13 protein-coding genes are annotated in these 13,626 nt (G+C 67.2%); 8 read left to right on the top strand and 5 right to left on the bottom strand.

Annotated features, from left to right (window positions below):
* The first annotated feature begins 48 nt into the window (after window positions 1-48).
* The 5 genes from HNP02_RS34400 (at window position 49) to HNP02_RS34380 (ending at window position 6,079) form a co-directional block, all read left to right on the top strand.
* Window positions 49-1,038 (top strand): GDP-mannose 4,6-dehydratase, encoded by a 990-nt coding sequence (locus HNP02_RS34400; protein ID WP_184445150.1) that lies wholly within the window; start codon window positions 49-51, stop codon window positions 1,036-1,038.
* Between the two features lie 5 nt (window positions 1,039-1,043).
* On the top strand, window positions 1,044-2,171 hold the full coding sequence (locus HNP02_RS34395; protein WP_309241798.1) for a glycosyltransferase: 1,128 nt from the start codon (window positions 1,044-1,046) through the stop codon (window positions 2,169-2,171).
* Between the two features lie 341 nt (window positions 2,172-2,512).
* Entirely contained in the window at window positions 2,513-4,312 is a 1,800-nt protein-coding gene (locus HNP02_RS34390) for an MMPL family transporter (protein WP_184445149.1), read from the top strand.
* Window positions 4,284-5,447, top strand: coding sequence for a P1 family peptidase (locus HNP02_RS34385; RefSeq protein ID WP_184445148.1), 1,164 nt, complete (start codon window positions 4,284-4,286; stop codon window positions 5,445-5,447). The genes HNP02_RS34390 and HNP02_RS34385 overlap by 29 nt, the downstream gene beginning before the upstream one ends.
* A gap of 83 nt (window positions 5,448-5,530) precedes the next feature.
* Entirely contained in the window at window positions 5,531-6,079 is a 549-nt protein-coding gene (locus HNP02_RS34380) for a YceI family protein (protein ID WP_184445147.1), read from the top strand.
* A 139-nt stretch (window positions 6,080-6,218) separates the two neighbouring features.
* Here the strand turns inward: HNP02_RS34380 and HNP02_RS34375 are convergent, their stop codons facing one another.
* The 3 genes from HNP02_RS34375 to HNP02_RS34365 all read right to left on the bottom strand — a co-directional run bounded on the left by HNP02_RS34375 (window position 6,219) and on the right by HNP02_RS34365 (window position 9,154).
* The gene (locus tag HNP02_RS34375; protein ID WP_184445146.1) at window positions 6,219-8,255 is read right to left on the bottom strand and encodes an NADPH-dependent 2,4-dienoyl-CoA reductase; all 2,037 of its coding nucleotides are present in this window, start codon (window positions 8,253-8,255) and stop codon (window positions 6,219-6,221) included.
* Window positions 8,252-8,809 (bottom strand): PadR family transcriptional regulator, encoded by a 558-nt coding sequence (locus HNP02_RS34370; RefSeq protein WP_184445145.1) that lies wholly within the window; start codon window positions 8,807-8,809, stop codon window positions 8,252-8,254. The genes HNP02_RS34375 and HNP02_RS34370 overlap by 4 nt, the downstream gene beginning before the upstream one ends.
* A gap of 132 nt (window positions 8,810-8,941) precedes the next feature.
* Window positions 8,942-9,154: a hypothetical protein gene (locus HNP02_RS34365; protein ID WP_184445144.1), complete on the bottom strand. Its 213-nt coding sequence runs from the start codon at window positions 9,152-9,154 to the stop codon at window positions 8,942-8,944.
* 366 nt (window positions 9,155-9,520) lie between these two features.
* Between HNP02_RS34365 and fdxA the strand changes: the two genes are divergently transcribed.
* From fdxA to HNP02_RS34350, 3 genes are read left to right on the top strand one after another with little or no spacing between them, the layout of a single operon-like run.
* Complete coding sequence (gene fdxA, locus HNP02_RS34360; protein WP_184445143.1) at window positions 9,521-9,844, top strand: ferredoxin; 324 nt, start codon at window positions 9,521-9,523, stop codon at window positions 9,842-9,844.
* Entirely contained in the window at window positions 9,841-10,959 is a 1,119-nt protein-coding gene (gene dapC, locus HNP02_RS34355; protein WP_184445334.1) for a succinyldiaminopimelate transaminase, read from the top strand. Before fdxA ends, dapC begins: the two co-directional genes overlap by 4 nt.
* 1 nt (window position 10,960) lies before the next feature.
* Entirely contained in the window at window positions 10,961-11,815 is an 855-nt protein-coding gene (locus HNP02_RS34350) for a proline iminopeptidase-family hydrolase (RefSeq protein WP_184445142.1), read from the top strand.
* 8 nt (window positions 11,816-11,823) lie between these two features.
* Here HNP02_RS34350 and HNP02_RS34345 read toward each other — a convergent pair whose 3' ends face one another.
* Both HNP02_RS34345 and HNP02_RS34340 read right to left on the bottom strand, forming a co-directional pair.
* Complete coding sequence (locus HNP02_RS34345) at window positions 11,824-12,450, bottom strand: response regulator transcription factor (RefSeq protein WP_184445141.1); 627 nt, start codon at window positions 12,448-12,450, stop codon at window positions 11,824-11,826.
* Window positions 12,447-13,625 carry a sensor histidine kinase gene (locus HNP02_RS34340; RefSeq protein ID WP_184445140.1) on the bottom strand — a complete coding sequence of 393 codons (1,179 nt, stop codon included), beginning with the start codon at window positions 13,623-13,625 and terminating at the stop codon, window positions 12,447-12,449. The genes HNP02_RS34345 and HNP02_RS34340 overlap by 4 nt, the downstream gene beginning before the upstream one ends.
* Window position 13,626: the final 1 nt, after the last annotated feature.

Below are 13,626 nucleotides of genomic sequence, written 5' to 3'. Positions count from 1 at the left end.
GGCCGTGGTCGTGACGATATGGACGATATGAAGGGATTTTGACGCGACGTGAGCCGGTCGGCGCTGATTACGGGTATCACCGGGCAGGATGGCATGTACCTCGCCGAGTTGCTGATCGAGAAGGGTTACGACGTCTTCGGGCTCGTCCGCGGCCACGGCAACAGGCGCGAGGACACGCTGCGCCGCGAGCTTCCGGACGTCAGGCGGATCAGCGGTGACTTGATCGACCTGCCCAGTCTGAACCAGGCGATGAGGGTCGCCCAACCCGACGAGGTGTACAACCTGGGCGCGGTCACCTTCGTCGAGTACTCCTGGCGAAACCCGCGGGTGACCACGGAGGTAACGGCCGGAGGCGTTCTCAACGTGTTGGAAGCCGTGCGGCTGTGTCAGGAACGGACCGGCACGCCCATCCGCATGTACCAGGCGTCCAGCGCGGAGATGTTCGGTCGCGTGCAGGAGGTCCCCCAACGCGAAACCACCTTGTTGTGGCCGCGGTCGCCGTACGGAGTTGCCAAGGCCTACGGCCACCACATGACCGTGAACTACCGCGAGTCCTACGGGCTGCATGCGAACTGCGGCATCCTGTTCAACCACGAGTCCCCGCGCCGGGGAACGGAATTCGTGACGCGGAAGATCTCACAGGCGGTGGCCAGGATCTCCCTGGGGTTGCAGGACCACCTGCTGCTCGGCAACCTGCACGCCGAGCGGGACTGGGGTTTCGCTGGGGACTACGTCGAGGCGATGTACCTCATGCTCCAGGAGGACGAGCCCGGCGATTACGTCATCGCCACCGGCGAGACGCACCCCGTCACGGAGTTCTTGGACCTCGCCTTTGGCGTCGTCGGGATCGACGACTGGACGCCGTATGTCCGCGTCGACGAGCGGTTCATCCGCCCCGCCGAGGTAGACCAGCTGGTCGGCGATCCGAGCAAGGCGCGCGCGGTGCTCGGCTGGAAACCGAAGGTGGAGTTCCCCGAACTCGTCGAGATGATGGTGCGCAGCGACCTCGACCGCGAGCACCGGGCGGCGGCATGCTGACCCGGGTGACGTTCCTGCTTGCCAAGGATCCCGCGTGCGAACAGGGCGGCGACCTGGCCACGTCGCGAGTGGTCATGCGGCTGGCCGCCGACGCGTTCGACGTCTCGGCGATTTGCCTCGCGGCCGAGGGTGGCACGCACCGCTACGACCTGGGGCCCGGCATCGACCTGGTGAAGGTGCCGAAGCCCCCGGTGGCTCCAGCTCGGCTGATGCTCAAGGCGGCGCGGTCGCGACGGAGCCTGGTGCACCAGCGCTTCGACGTCGACGCTCTGCTGCCGGCCATCGAGGCGTCCGACGCCGACGTGTTCGTGGCTGAACACAGCTACATGGCGGAGACGTTCTTGCGCAGCACGCGACGCGGCGACGCGCGTTTGATCATCAACACGATCAACACGGAATCCCAGGTGTGGAAGGCGACTCGCGGCTGGCTGGGCCGGCGGGAGGGCCCCCGGATCCTGCGCGACGAGTTGCGCGTCGCCCGTGCAACCGACGCAGTGGGAACCTACGACGCCGAGGAGGCGGAGTTCTACCGCGACCACGGCGTGCCTGCGGCGCGCTGGATCGATCTGACCTTCCCGCCGCAGCAGCAACTCGACATCGCTTCGACCGCACCGCGATTGGTGTTCTTTGGCGTCCGGGACTGGCCACCGAACCAGGAGGCCTTCCTGAGATCGCTGGAGCTGTGGCCGAGGATCTCGGCGGGCATCCCCGAAGCCGAACTTTGGATCGCGGGCGCCAAGAAGCCGGGCGCCCGCGACCCGCAGTACCCACCGGGCGTGCACGACGTGGGGTTCGTGCCCGACCTCGGCGAGTTCCTATCCACCTGTCGCGCACTGATCGCGCCCATCAACACCGGAGGAGGCGTGCGAGCCAAATTGCTCGACGCCGCGAGCCGTGGCCTGCCCGTGGTCGCGACCACGCCTGCCCTCGGATCGCACGGACCGCTGTTGAACCTCGCGGCTCACGACGACGACGACGACTTCGTCGACCTGTGCCGGCGCTTCCTCGTGGACCGCTCGGCAGCGGCCGCCGCGGGGCGGGAGTTGTACGAGGTCAACCGCCTGCACTGGGAGCAGGGGCGTCCGCGGCAAAGCATCGAGGACCTCCTCGGTGCGACAGCGCAGGTGATTTGAGCCCGCGGATCAATCCAATGCCGAAGGGGCCCTTCGGGTTGTCCGTTGAGCGCAGCCCGGCGACGCTGGCACTGACGCGGCTTGGTTGGCTGTGTGCGAATCATCCGTGGCGTGTACTCGCCACGTGGGCCATCGTCGTTGCCGCCATCGTTGGACTCGCGGCGGGAGTGGGCGGCCGGCCGCAAGACGATTACAACGCACCCCGGACTCCCACTGAATACTCGGTTTTGACGAGTCGCTGGCCCGCTGCGGGCGGTACCGAAGCGCGCGTGGTCGTCCGAAATCCTTCTGGTCGGCTGGCGCCGGCCGAGCTAGCCGTCCTACGGGATCGACTACGGGGGATGCCCGGAGTGTCAGCGGTGTCGACGGAGCGTGTGTCGAAGGCCGGCGATGTGGCATTGGTGAACGTGCTGTACGACGTTCCGATCAATGACATTCCCGGATCGTCGGGGGTAGACGCATTGCGGCAGGCAATCGCGCCGGTTCAGCGTTCGGGAGTGCAGATCGAACTCGGGGGCGAAGTACCGGAGAACTACACCGCCGATGGCGGCACTCTGGAACGCGTTGCCCTCATCGCAGCCGTCTGCCTCTTCGTGGTCGTCTGTGGCTCGGTGGTCGCTGCCGGAATCGCATCCGCCGTGCAGATATTGGGCGTCGGCACGGGTCTTGCACTGATGTTCGTCATCACTGGTCTCGGCGTCGCTACCAGCACCGCGGCACCCATGATCGCGACGATTCTCGGGTTCGCCGTTGGCGTCGACTACGTCTTGCTGTATCTCTCGCGCTTCCGCGGATATCGTCGGCTCGGCCGCGACGTGCGCACTGCCGCCGCAGAGGCGAACGGGTCAGCCGGACGGTTGATAGTCATCGCCGGGGGGACAGTGATCGTGTCGCTCCTGGGGCTGCGAATCGTCGGGATTTCACAGTTCTCCAACTTCGGATATGCAACGGCCCTCGTCGTCGCCGAGGTCGTACTGACCACCGTCACCGTCGCACCTGCCGTGTGTGGATTGGTAGGACACCGGCTGCCGCAAGCGGACTCGACGAAGTCGGAAGCGTTTCATCGGAGGTGGACGCGGTGCTGGGCCGAGAAGTTGGTCAAACGGCCCCTGTGCTGGAGTGTCGCGGCGTTCCTCGCGCTCCTTCTGCTCGCGGCCCCCTTTGTCGACATGCGGACGTGGCCACGAGACGCTGGCAGCCGCTCCACCTCAGACACGGTCCGCCGCGCGCACGACTTGATCGCCGCCAACTTCGGTCCCGGGGCGAACGGACCGTTCAAGCTCATCGTCGACGCCAGGTCGACGAGCTTCCGATCCGTGACCACGACGGTCGAGAATCTGCGCGAAACCGCCGGTGTAGCAACGATCCTCGCGCCCGTCTACAGCGCCGACCGAACGGCCGTCGTCTACGTCATCGAGTCGACTACCGCGCCGGCCTCCGAGGCGACAGCCGACACGCTGCGCCGAATCCGCGCTGAGCTGCCCGACGGCATGTACGTCACCGGCCTCGCGCCCTACTTCGCGGATGTCTCCGATCGATTCGTTCGTCAGGTCTGGGTGTTGATACTCATAGTCATTGGGATTGCGGCAGCCTGTCTCGCCGTCGCCTTCCGTGCGCCACTTCTCGCGATCGCGGCCGGGCTCATGAAGTTCTTGGGTATCGCGGCGACGTACGGCGTACTAGTTGTCCTCTTCCAATGGGGTTGGAGCGCAGAGGTTCTCGGGTTGCCCGGAGCCGTGCCGCTTTCCAGTTGGGCAGCGGTCCTCATCTTCGTCATCGTGTTCGGGATGTGCACCGACTACGAGGTCTTCATGCTTTCGCGCATCGACGACGACTGCCACGGCGTCGAGCGGCGACAGATGGGCGTCCTGTCGGCATCACCGGTGGTGATCAGCGCGGCCACGGTCGTGGTTGCGGTGTTTCTCGCCTTCGCCCTAGACCCCGATGTCATCGTCAAGATGACGTGCGTCGGAGTGGCCGTCGGGATACTCATCGACGTCGTTGCCGTTCGAATGATCCTGATGCCGGTGGTGATGCTCAAGCTTGGCAGACTCGGAACTCGACGCGGTGCCGCCGGTCGGACATTTCCGCGCAGGCGTGCTAGTCAGAGGAGTGACCTCATCCCAGACGCACACCACTGACGGACGCCCACGAGCCAGGGGGCTCGGGATCCCCCTTCCCGGCGAGCCGGGGCCGCTCAACGCGATCACCGACGTCGCGGGCATCGAAGTCGGAACCGTGACGCTCATCGACGGTGTCGGCCCGCTTCAGGTCGGGCGAGGGCCGGTACGCACCGGCGTCACCGCGATCCTGCCCCGCGGACGTGACGGGGTGGGACGTGCGTGCGCGGCGGGCTGGTACTCGCTCAACGGCAACGGCGAGATGACCGGCACCACGTGGATCGAAGAGGCGGGCGCCTTCAATCTGCCCATCCTGCTGTCGAATACGCACGCCGTTGGCGCGTGCCACACCGGCGTCGTGAGCTGGGTGAACCGGGTCCATCCGATGCAGGCGCGGCAATGGTTGTTGCCGGTGTGCGCCGAGACTTGGGATGGCTACCTCAACGACATCAACGGCGCGCACGTGCGGCCCGAACACGCGGAGGCCGCGCTCGACGCCGCCGCGCCGGGTCCGGTGGCGGAGGGATCGGTGGGAGGCGGCACCGGGATGAACTGCTACGAGTACAAGGGCGGCAACGGCACCGCCTCGCGGATCGTCGGATACGGCAGCCACGTGTTCACGGTGGCGGCGTTCGTGCAGGCGAACTTCGGCTCGCGAAGCGAACTGACCATCGCGGGTCGACATGTCGGTGCGCTGCTCGCCGACGACAACCCACTCGACGGCGATTGGTTCGCCGAGGATCTGCGCCCGCCGCCCGGCGCGGGTTCGGTGATCGCTGTCATCGCGACCGACGCGCCGCTTCTGCCGGGACAGTGCAAGGCGCTGGCCCGGCGGGTGCCGCTCGGACTGGCGCGGACCGGCACCGCGGGCAGCCACTTCTCCGGTGACATCTTCCTGGCGTTCTCCACCGCCGACGCCGCAGGCCTAGACGGCGGGTTCCCGCTCGGCGCGCCCGGCGACGACGAGTTCGGCACTTTGAAATTCATCCCGTGGGGGCGGATGGACGCTTTCTATACCGGCGTCGTGCAGGCGGTCGAGGAAGCGGTGCTCAACGCGATGGTGGTCAACGACGATATGGTCGGCAGGGACGGCCACCGCTCGCCTCGGCTGCCCATCGACCGGCTGACGGCAGTCTTCGCAGAAACTCGTCGCTAGAATCGGAACAAAATCGGACTGCGGTCCGTTTCGACTTGGTGAGGCGCCGGAAGGACCGGCGTCCGCAGTCAAGGAGACCAGATATGACCGCAGCAGTAGCCACCGACCTCAGCACCGGAACCTGGGCCATCGACCCTGTCCACTCGTCGATCAGCTTCTCGGTGCGCCACCTCGTGGTGAGCAAGGTTCGCGGCAACTTCGAGGCGTTCAGCGGCGCTGTCGTCGTCGCAGAGGACGGCACCCCTTCGGTGAGTGCGGAGATTTCAATCGATTCGCTCCACACCGGCAACGAGCAGCGTGACGCGCACGTGAAGGCCGCCGACTTCCTCGACGCCGAGAAGTTCCCCACCGCGAGCTTCGTCTCGACCGGCGTGCGCTCCGCAGGCGACAACTACGTGCTCGACGGTCAGTTCACCCTGAAGGGTGTCACGAAGCCGATTGAGCTGACGCTGGAGTTCAACGGTGTCAACCCGGGCATGGGCCATGGCGCGGTCGCAGGCTTCGACGCGTCGGTCGTGCTGAACCGCAAGGACTTCGGCATCGACATCGACATGCCGCTCGAGACCGGTGGCGCCGTGGTTGGCGACAAGGTGACCATCTCGCTGGCGATCGAGGCGCTCAAGCAGGCCTGACGCACCCTCGCTCCTGCGCGAGCGTGCGTAGACCGCCGCAGTTTTCCGGCGTGTCGACCCGCAAACTGGGGTACCCCGCCTTGCGGGGAGCACGCTCGCGCAGAGGGTGGGTTACCCACCCGCGCAGCCAAGCGCCGAGTTAGAAGCTAGCCGCCAGCTCCGTGCCCTGCCGGATGGCGCGCTTGGCGTCGATCTCCGCGGCGACGTCGGCGCCGCCGATGACGTGCGGCTCGATGCCGTTGCGCCGGAGCCCGTCTTCGAGATCGCGCACCGACTCCTGACCCGCGCAGATGATCACGTTGTCGACGGCGAGAACGCGACCGTCCGAATGGTCGGAGCCGAAGCTGATGTGCAGGCCATCGTCGTCGATGCGCTCGTAGTTGACCCCCGAGAGTTGTTGCACCCCCCTGGCCTTCAGCGATGCGCGGTGTACCCAGCCCGACGTCTTGCCGAGCCCGCGGCCTTGTGGCCCCCTGGTCCGCTGCAGCAGGTAGACCTCGCGAGCAGGCGGCAACGGAATGGGCGTGGTGAGCCCGCCGCGTGCCTCCTGCGGGTCGGCCACCCCCCACTCCGCCTTCCACTCCTTGAGGTGTTGTGGCGACCTTATTCCGTCTGTCGGCTCCGCCGACGTCGTGACCAGGAACTCGCTGACGTCGAACCCGATGCCTCCCGCGCCGACCACGGCCACCGTCTTGCCGATCGGCTTGCCGAGGATGGCCTCCGTGTAGGACAGCACCATCGGATGGTCGATCCCCGGGATGTCGGGTAGTCGCGGGGTGACGCCCGTCGCGAGCACCACCTCGTCGAAACCGGAAAGCTCGTCGACCGTGGCGCGAGTGCTCAGCCGCACCTCGACGTCGTGCTTGTCGAGCATCCGCATGTAGTAGCGGATGGTCTCGTTGAACTCCTCCTTGCCGGGAATCCTTCGCGCCAAGTCGAATTGACCGCCGATCGCGTTTCCCGCCTCGAACAGCGTGACGCTGTGGCCACACTCGGCCGCCGTCACCGCGGCGGACAATCCCGCTGGCCCCGCGCCGACCACCGCGACCTGCTTCACCCGCCGCGTCGGGCCGAGCAGCAGCGTGGTCTCGTGGCCGGCCCGCGGGTTGAGCAGACAGGACACCGTCTTGTGCACGAATGCGTGATCGAGGCAGGCCTGGTTGCACGCGATGCAGGTGTTGATCTCGTCGGCGGCATCGGCGCTGGCCTTGTTCACCCAGTTCGGGTCGGACAGCAGTGGCCGCGCCATCGAGATCAACTGAACGTGGCCCTCGGCGAGGATCTGCTCGGCGGATTGCGGCATGTTGATCCGGTTCGACGCCACCACTGGGATCCCGACGTACTCGGCCACCGCGTTGCTGATGTCGACGAACGCGCTGTTGGGTACCGACGTGACGATGGTGGGCACGCGTGCCTCGTGCCAGCCGATGCCGGAGTTGATGATGGTGGCTCCGGCCGCCTCGACTTCGGTTGCCAGCGCAATGATCTCGTCCCAGCTCTGGCCGCCCTCGACGTAATCCGCCACCGACATGCGGTAGCAGATGATGAAGTCCTCGCCGACCGCTTCACGGGTGCGGCGCACGATCTCAACAGGAAAGCGTCGCCGCTTCTCGGGTGTGCCGCCCCATCCGTCCTTCCGCTTGTTCGTGCGCGGTGCCAGGAACTGGTTGAGCAGGTAGCCCTCGCTGCCCATGATCTCGACGCCGTCGTAGCCGGCCTCGCGAGCGAGCAGTGCGCACCGTACGAAGTCGTCGATGGTTCCCTCGACGTCCCGCAGCGCGCGTGGCCGGAACGGATTGATCGGTGCCTTGATCGACGATGCGCTGACCGAGAACGGGTGGTAGGCATAGCGTCCCGCGTGCAGCACCTGCAGCAGGATCTTGCCGCCCTCGTCGTGCACGGCCGACGTGACGCGGCGGTGGCGCTTCGCCTCGGCCGATGACACCATCTGCGCGGCGAACGGCAGTAGCCAACCCGTCCGGTTGGGGGCGTACCCGCCGGTGATGATGAGCCCGACGCCGCCGCGGGCACGTTCGGCGAAATACGCTGCCAGCCGGTCGATGTGGCTGGCGCGGTCCTCCAGCCCGGTGTGCATCGAGCCCATGATCACCCGGTTGCGCAGCGTCGTGAAACCGAGATCCAACGGCGACAACAGGTTTGGATACGGATCGGTCATTGGGCCCCCCTCAAGGCAGTGGCTACTTCGTCGAGCCAGTCGATGGCGCCTTCCTCGGCGCGGATGCCGCCACGCAGCACCAGGTACTGGTGCAGTGCACTACCGGTGAGCGCACCGGGGGCGGGGAATTGGTGCTTCATCAATTCGAGGAAGGTGTCCAGGAGCGCGGCTCGCTCGTCGCGCAGCGCCGCGGCCTGGGCGCGCACCACGTCGACGTCGCCGTACGCGGCGCCGCGAACCTTCACGGCCAGATCGCGGGTGCGGTTGTCCGCGACAACGCTTCCGCGGCCGGACAGCGGTTCGGCGATCCAGCGGGCCAGTTCGGCGCGGCCGCCATCGGAGACGGTGTACACCTTCTTGTCCGGCCTGCCCTGCTGGACGACGGGTGTGACGTGCACCCAGCCGTCGTCCTCCATGGTGCGCAGGGTCCGGTAGATCTGCTGGTGGGTGGCGGTCCAGAAGTGGCCGATGGACCGGTCGAATCGGCGGGCCAGCTCGTAGCCAGAACCCGTCTGCTCGCACAGCGACACCAGGATCGCGTGGGGGAGGGCCACGACGGCAGCTTAGGATCCCGCGTCGCCCCTATGCAACTTGTTGCACTGCATCAAGACGCATAGGGGTGACCGGAATGGTCGGCGACGGTCACCGCCGGGTCATCGGGTCACCCCTTGACCACGAAGTTCAGGTCAGCACCAGTTCACATTGACGTTGGTGCCTCCGCTGTTGACGTGCACCGAGCAATCGACCTGCTGGTAGGTCGCCGCATTGTCGCTCGTGCTGTAGACGGCGTCATGGTTCGGGGTGACGGTGCCCGTTGCGGCCATGGCGGGGCTCGCCAATCCGACGGTCAACGCTGCAAAGGTGCCTGCTGTGGCCAGGCCGAGGATCAACTTCTTCATTTCGACTCCTTGATTGAGCTTAGCTGAGCTAAGCGTTTGCCATAAATCGTTCAACGCGCACCGATGGGGCCGTGTTCCGGACATGCCTTGGTTTTTTCCGATTCGCACACGATCACAGTTGGGTCACGGGGTTGTTTCAGATCACACCGGCGCCGTCGACCCGCGCAAGGGGCGTGCCTCTAGGCGACTTGTATGTGCAACGTCTAGTATCAGTAACCACGCGGCACCCATAACGGGCGGCGCGTGAAGTTAGGGCACACTGAGACAGTCGTGCAGGTATGAACACCGCATACTTGCGTCGGCCTCTCACCGAGCCCAACCAGACTGACACTGCCGCCAGCCCAATCAGGAGTCGAGGAGACCTTCGTGACGTACACGATCGCCGAGCCTTGCGTGGACATCAAAGACAAGGCATGCATCGAGGAATGCCCCGTCGATTGCATCTACGAGGGCGCTCGGATGTTGTACATCCACCCCGACGAGTGCGTGGACTGCGGCGCCTGTGAGCCGGTCTGCCCGGTCGAGGCGATCTACTACGAGGACGACGTCCCCGATCAGTGGAGCGGCTACACCCAGATCAACGCCGACTTCTTCAGCGAGCTGGGGTCGCCGGGCGGCGCATCGAAGGTCGGCCAAACCGACAACGACCCGCAGGCCGTGAAGGACCTGGCGCCGCAGGGCGAGGACTGACGACGGCCAGGTCGCTCTCCGGGCCCGTATCGGGGGCGCTGCCGGTGTTCCCCTGGGACACCCTGGCCGACGCCACCGCCAAGGCCAATGCGCATCCCGACGGCATCGTCGACCTCTCGGTCGGCACGCCCGTCGATGAGGTAGCTCCGGTCATCCGACAAGCGCTCGCCGACGCGAGCGGCGCGCCCGGCTACCCAACCACCGCAGGCACTGCGGCCCTGCGTGCATCCGCGACATCGGCACTGCGGCGTCGATACGGAATCACCGACGTCGCCGACGACGCCGTGCTGCCCGTCATCGGCACCAAGGAACTCATCGCCTGGTTGCCCACGCTGCTCGGGCTCGGTCCCGATGACCTCGTCGTGGTGCCCGAACTGGCCTACCCGACCTACGACGTCGGCGCCCGGCTCGCTCGCACGCAGGTGATGCGCGCCGATTCGCTCACCCAACTCGGTCCGCAGGCCCCGAAGCTGGTGTTCCTGAACTCGCCGAGCAACCCCACCGGCGCGGTTCTCGGCGTCGAGCACCTCCGCAAGGTCGTCGGCTGGGCGCGTGAACGTGGCGCGCTGATCGCCTCCGACGAGTGCTATCTGGGCCTTGGCTGGGACGCCGAGCCGCTCTCGGTGCTGCATCCGTCGGTCTGCGACGGCGACCACACCGGCCTGCTCGCGGTGCACTCGCTGTCCAAGACGTCGTCGTTGGCCGGTTACCGCGCAGGCTTCGTGGCCGGTGATCCCGCCGTCGTCGCCGAGTTGCTGGCCGTGCGCAAGCACGCCGGGATGATGGTCCCGACGCCGGTGCAGGCCGCGATGGTGGCCGCGCTCGACGACGACGCGCACGAGAAGGAACAGAAGGAACGCTACGGGCGCCGGCGGGTCGCCCTGCTGCGCGCGGTGCGTGACGCCGGTTTCACGGTCGACGACTCCGACGCGGGCCTGTATCTGTGGGCCACCCGCGGCGAGCCGTGCCGCGAGACCGTCGCGTGGCTGGCGGAGCGCGGAATCCTGGTTGCCCCAGGCGAGTTCTACGGACCGCGCGGTGCCGACTACGTGCGGATGGCGCTGACCGCCACCGACGAGCGGATCGACGCCGCGGTGCACCGCCTGAGCACCTGACGTGCGCGACGGGGCGATCGTTGGTCCGCACGGCTCGATCTACTACCGGATCGTTGGCGATTCGGATGCGGTGCCGCTGCTGGTGATTCACGGTGGACCGGGCATGTCGCACGACTACTTGCGCGACCTGGATGCCCTGGCCGACGAGCGCCAGGTGATCTACTACGACCAGATCGGCTGCGGCCGGTCCGACCGGCCAGACGACCCCGGCCTCTGGACACTTGCCACCTTCGCCGACGAGATCGACACCGTACGAGGCGCGTTGGGGCTCGATCGGATCCATCTGTTCGGCCAGTCCGCAGGCGGCTGGATCGCCATCGACTACGCGCTGCAGGCCCCCGCCGGGCTGGCCAGCCTGCATCTGGCCAACACGTGCGCGAGCATCCCGCACTTCGAACGCGGAGTGGCGCAGTTGAGGGCTGCGCTGCCCGGCCGTGCGGGCGCCGTCATCGACGCATGCGAATCGGCTGGCACCACAACCGGTCCCGATTATCTGGCGGCCGTCGGCCTGTTCAACCGGCTGCACTTCATGGGCACCGACGACGTCCCCGCCGGTGTTCACGCCGCGTTGCGGGCGCTGAACCCCGCGATTTACCGGGCGATGGTCGGCACGGGGTTGACGTTCACCGGCACCATGGCGGGCTGGGACGTCACCGACCGACTCGGCGACCTCGACCTACCGGTGCTGGTGACCTCAGGACGATTCGACGAGATGACGCCGGACGCGGTGCGCCCCATGGTCGATGCGATCCCCGGCGCCCAGTGGCACCTCTTCGAGGAGTCCGCGCACCTGCCCATGGTCACCGAGACCGACGCGTTCATGCGGGCGACGCGGGAGTTCCTGGCCTCGGCGTAGCCGAGGTGTCAGTCGAGCAGGCCCAACGCCATTGCGGTGGTGACCGCCGCCGTGCGGTCGGACACGTCCAGTTTGTTGAAGGCCCGCAACAGATGTGTCTTCACCGTGGCCGCACTGATGTGCAGTGCCCGCCCGATCTCGGCGTTGGTCGTGCCCTTGGCCACCAGGCCGAGCACCTCGACCTCGCGCGAGGAGAGGGACACCGATGCGGGTTGGCGCACGAAGCGAACCAGCCTGTCCGCCACCGACGGAGCGAGCACCGTCTTGCCACGCGCTGCATCGCGCACGGCGTCGGCCAGCTCGACGCGAGAGGCATCCTTGAGCAGATACCCCGCGGCACCGGCTTCGACGGCGCGAAGGATGTCGGCATCGGACTCGTAGGTGGTGACCACCACGATCCGGGTCGACGGCGATGCGGCGAGGATCCGCTCGGTTGCCGTCACGCCGTCGACGTCGGGCATGCGCAGATCCATCAGAATCACGTCTGGGCACAGGGATTCGGCAAGCGCCACCGCCTCTGCCCCCGACACCGCCTCCCCGACGACGGTCAGGTCGTCTTCGGCGTTGATCATGCCGCGCAGGCCTTCGCGGACGACGGGGTGATCGTCGACGAGCAGTACTCGCGTCGTCGTCATGTCGGCACCTCGACTTCGACGGTGACTCCGCCACCGGGCGTCGGCGACACCGACATCGTGCCACCCACCTGGGCCACCCGTGCCTTCATTCCGCGAAGGCCGAATCCCTCGGCGTGGTCCTCGGCGAGTCCGACTCCGTTGCCCACCACCGAGAACCGGACTCCGCGGCCGGCGGCCGAGAGCTCGACGTGCACCTCGCCGCCCTGTGAGTGCTTGCGGACGTTGGTGAGTGCCTCCTGCGCGGCGCGCAGCAACACCACGTCCGAGGCCATGCCAAGAGCGGGAAGCTCGCGGCCGGTATCCACCGTCACCGTGATGCCGGTCTCGGCCGACAGCCGGTCGGCTAGACGCCGAATCGCGGCAGGCAATGAACTGTCGTCGAGGGCGGCGGGCACCAGATCGGCGACCATCACGCGCGCCTCGGCGAGGTTCTCCCTTGCGGTGGCGCGGATCAACTCGACGTGTCTGCTCGCCGCGACCGGGTCGGTGTCCAGCTCGGCCTCGACGGCTTGGGCGAGCGCCACGATGCTGGTGAAGCCCTGCGCCAAGGTGTCGTGTATCTCGCGGGCGAGGCGCTCGCGCTCGGCCGCCGCGCCGGCTTGCCGTGACAGCCGGAAGGCCTCCGCGCGGCTCGACCCGAGCTCGACGACCACGGCGGCGAGTCTGCGGCGTTGCTCCATCGACGTGACGATCACCGTTCCGATGACCGGAGCCGCCACCATGCCGATCGCGGTAATGGCAATGGCCAGTGGCAGATTCGGCCAATGCGTTCCGTGCAAGGCTAGTGCGACGGCGAGTGGGAGTAGATTGACGGCCGTGACGCCGACCAGTGCCATCCCGAGCGGGAGGGTGGCGAACAGCAACGGGTAGAGCGCGGGTGCCGCAGCGACGGCGATCGGTGATGCCCACAAGGCGGCGATCCACAACCCGATGGCGGCACCCACCACGAAGTGCGCGCGTCGATCGAGCGCCCGAATCACCGGGCGAAATCCGAGCACGCACACCGCGATCCCGGCCAGCGCCGCAACCGCCAGCGGGACGTGCCCGGGGAAGCGTGCGTCGAGCAGCGCCACCGCGGCGATCGCCGCCATGCACAACCCGACGACGTAGACCTCCCACAGCCAGTGCCACTCGCTTCCCGTCCGCGCTCGCGTCCCTTCCTGAGCTGGGCTCATC

The organism is Mycobacterium sp. AZCC_0083 (assembly GCF_014202335.1).
In the GTDB taxonomy this organism is placed as follows: domain Bacteria; phylum Actinomycetota; class Actinomycetes; order Mycobacteriales; family Mycobacteriaceae; genus Mycobacterium.
Note: the sequence above shows the minus strand (reverse complement) of the source record. Positions and strands in the feature narration are given on the sequence as shown.

Coding starts and splice junctions, on each gene's coding strand:
- HNP02_RS34390 (WP_184445149.1), top strand. CDS start 2,513: ATGCCCGGAGTGTCAGCGGTGTCGACGGAGCGTGTGTCGAAGGCCGGC.
- HNP02_RS34380 (WP_184445147.1), top strand. CDS start 5,531: ATGACCGCAGCAGTAGCCACCGACCTCAGCACCGGAACCTGGGCCATC.
- HNP02_RS34375 (WP_184445146.1), bottom strand. CDS start 8,255: ATGACCGATCCGTATCCAAACCTGTTGTCGCCGTTGGATCTCGGTTTC.
- HNP02_RS34365 (WP_184445144.1), bottom strand. CDS start 9,154: ATGAAGAAGTTGATCCTCGGCCTGGCCACAGCAGGCACCTTTGCAGCG.
- HNP02_RS34345 (WP_184445141.1), bottom strand. CDS start 12,450: ATGACGACGACGCGAGTACTGCTCGTCGACGATCACCCCGTCGTCCGC.
- HNP02_RS34340 (WP_184445140.1), bottom strand. CDS start 13,625: ATGAGCCCAGCTCAGGAAGGGACGCGAGCGCGGACGGGAAGCGAGTGG.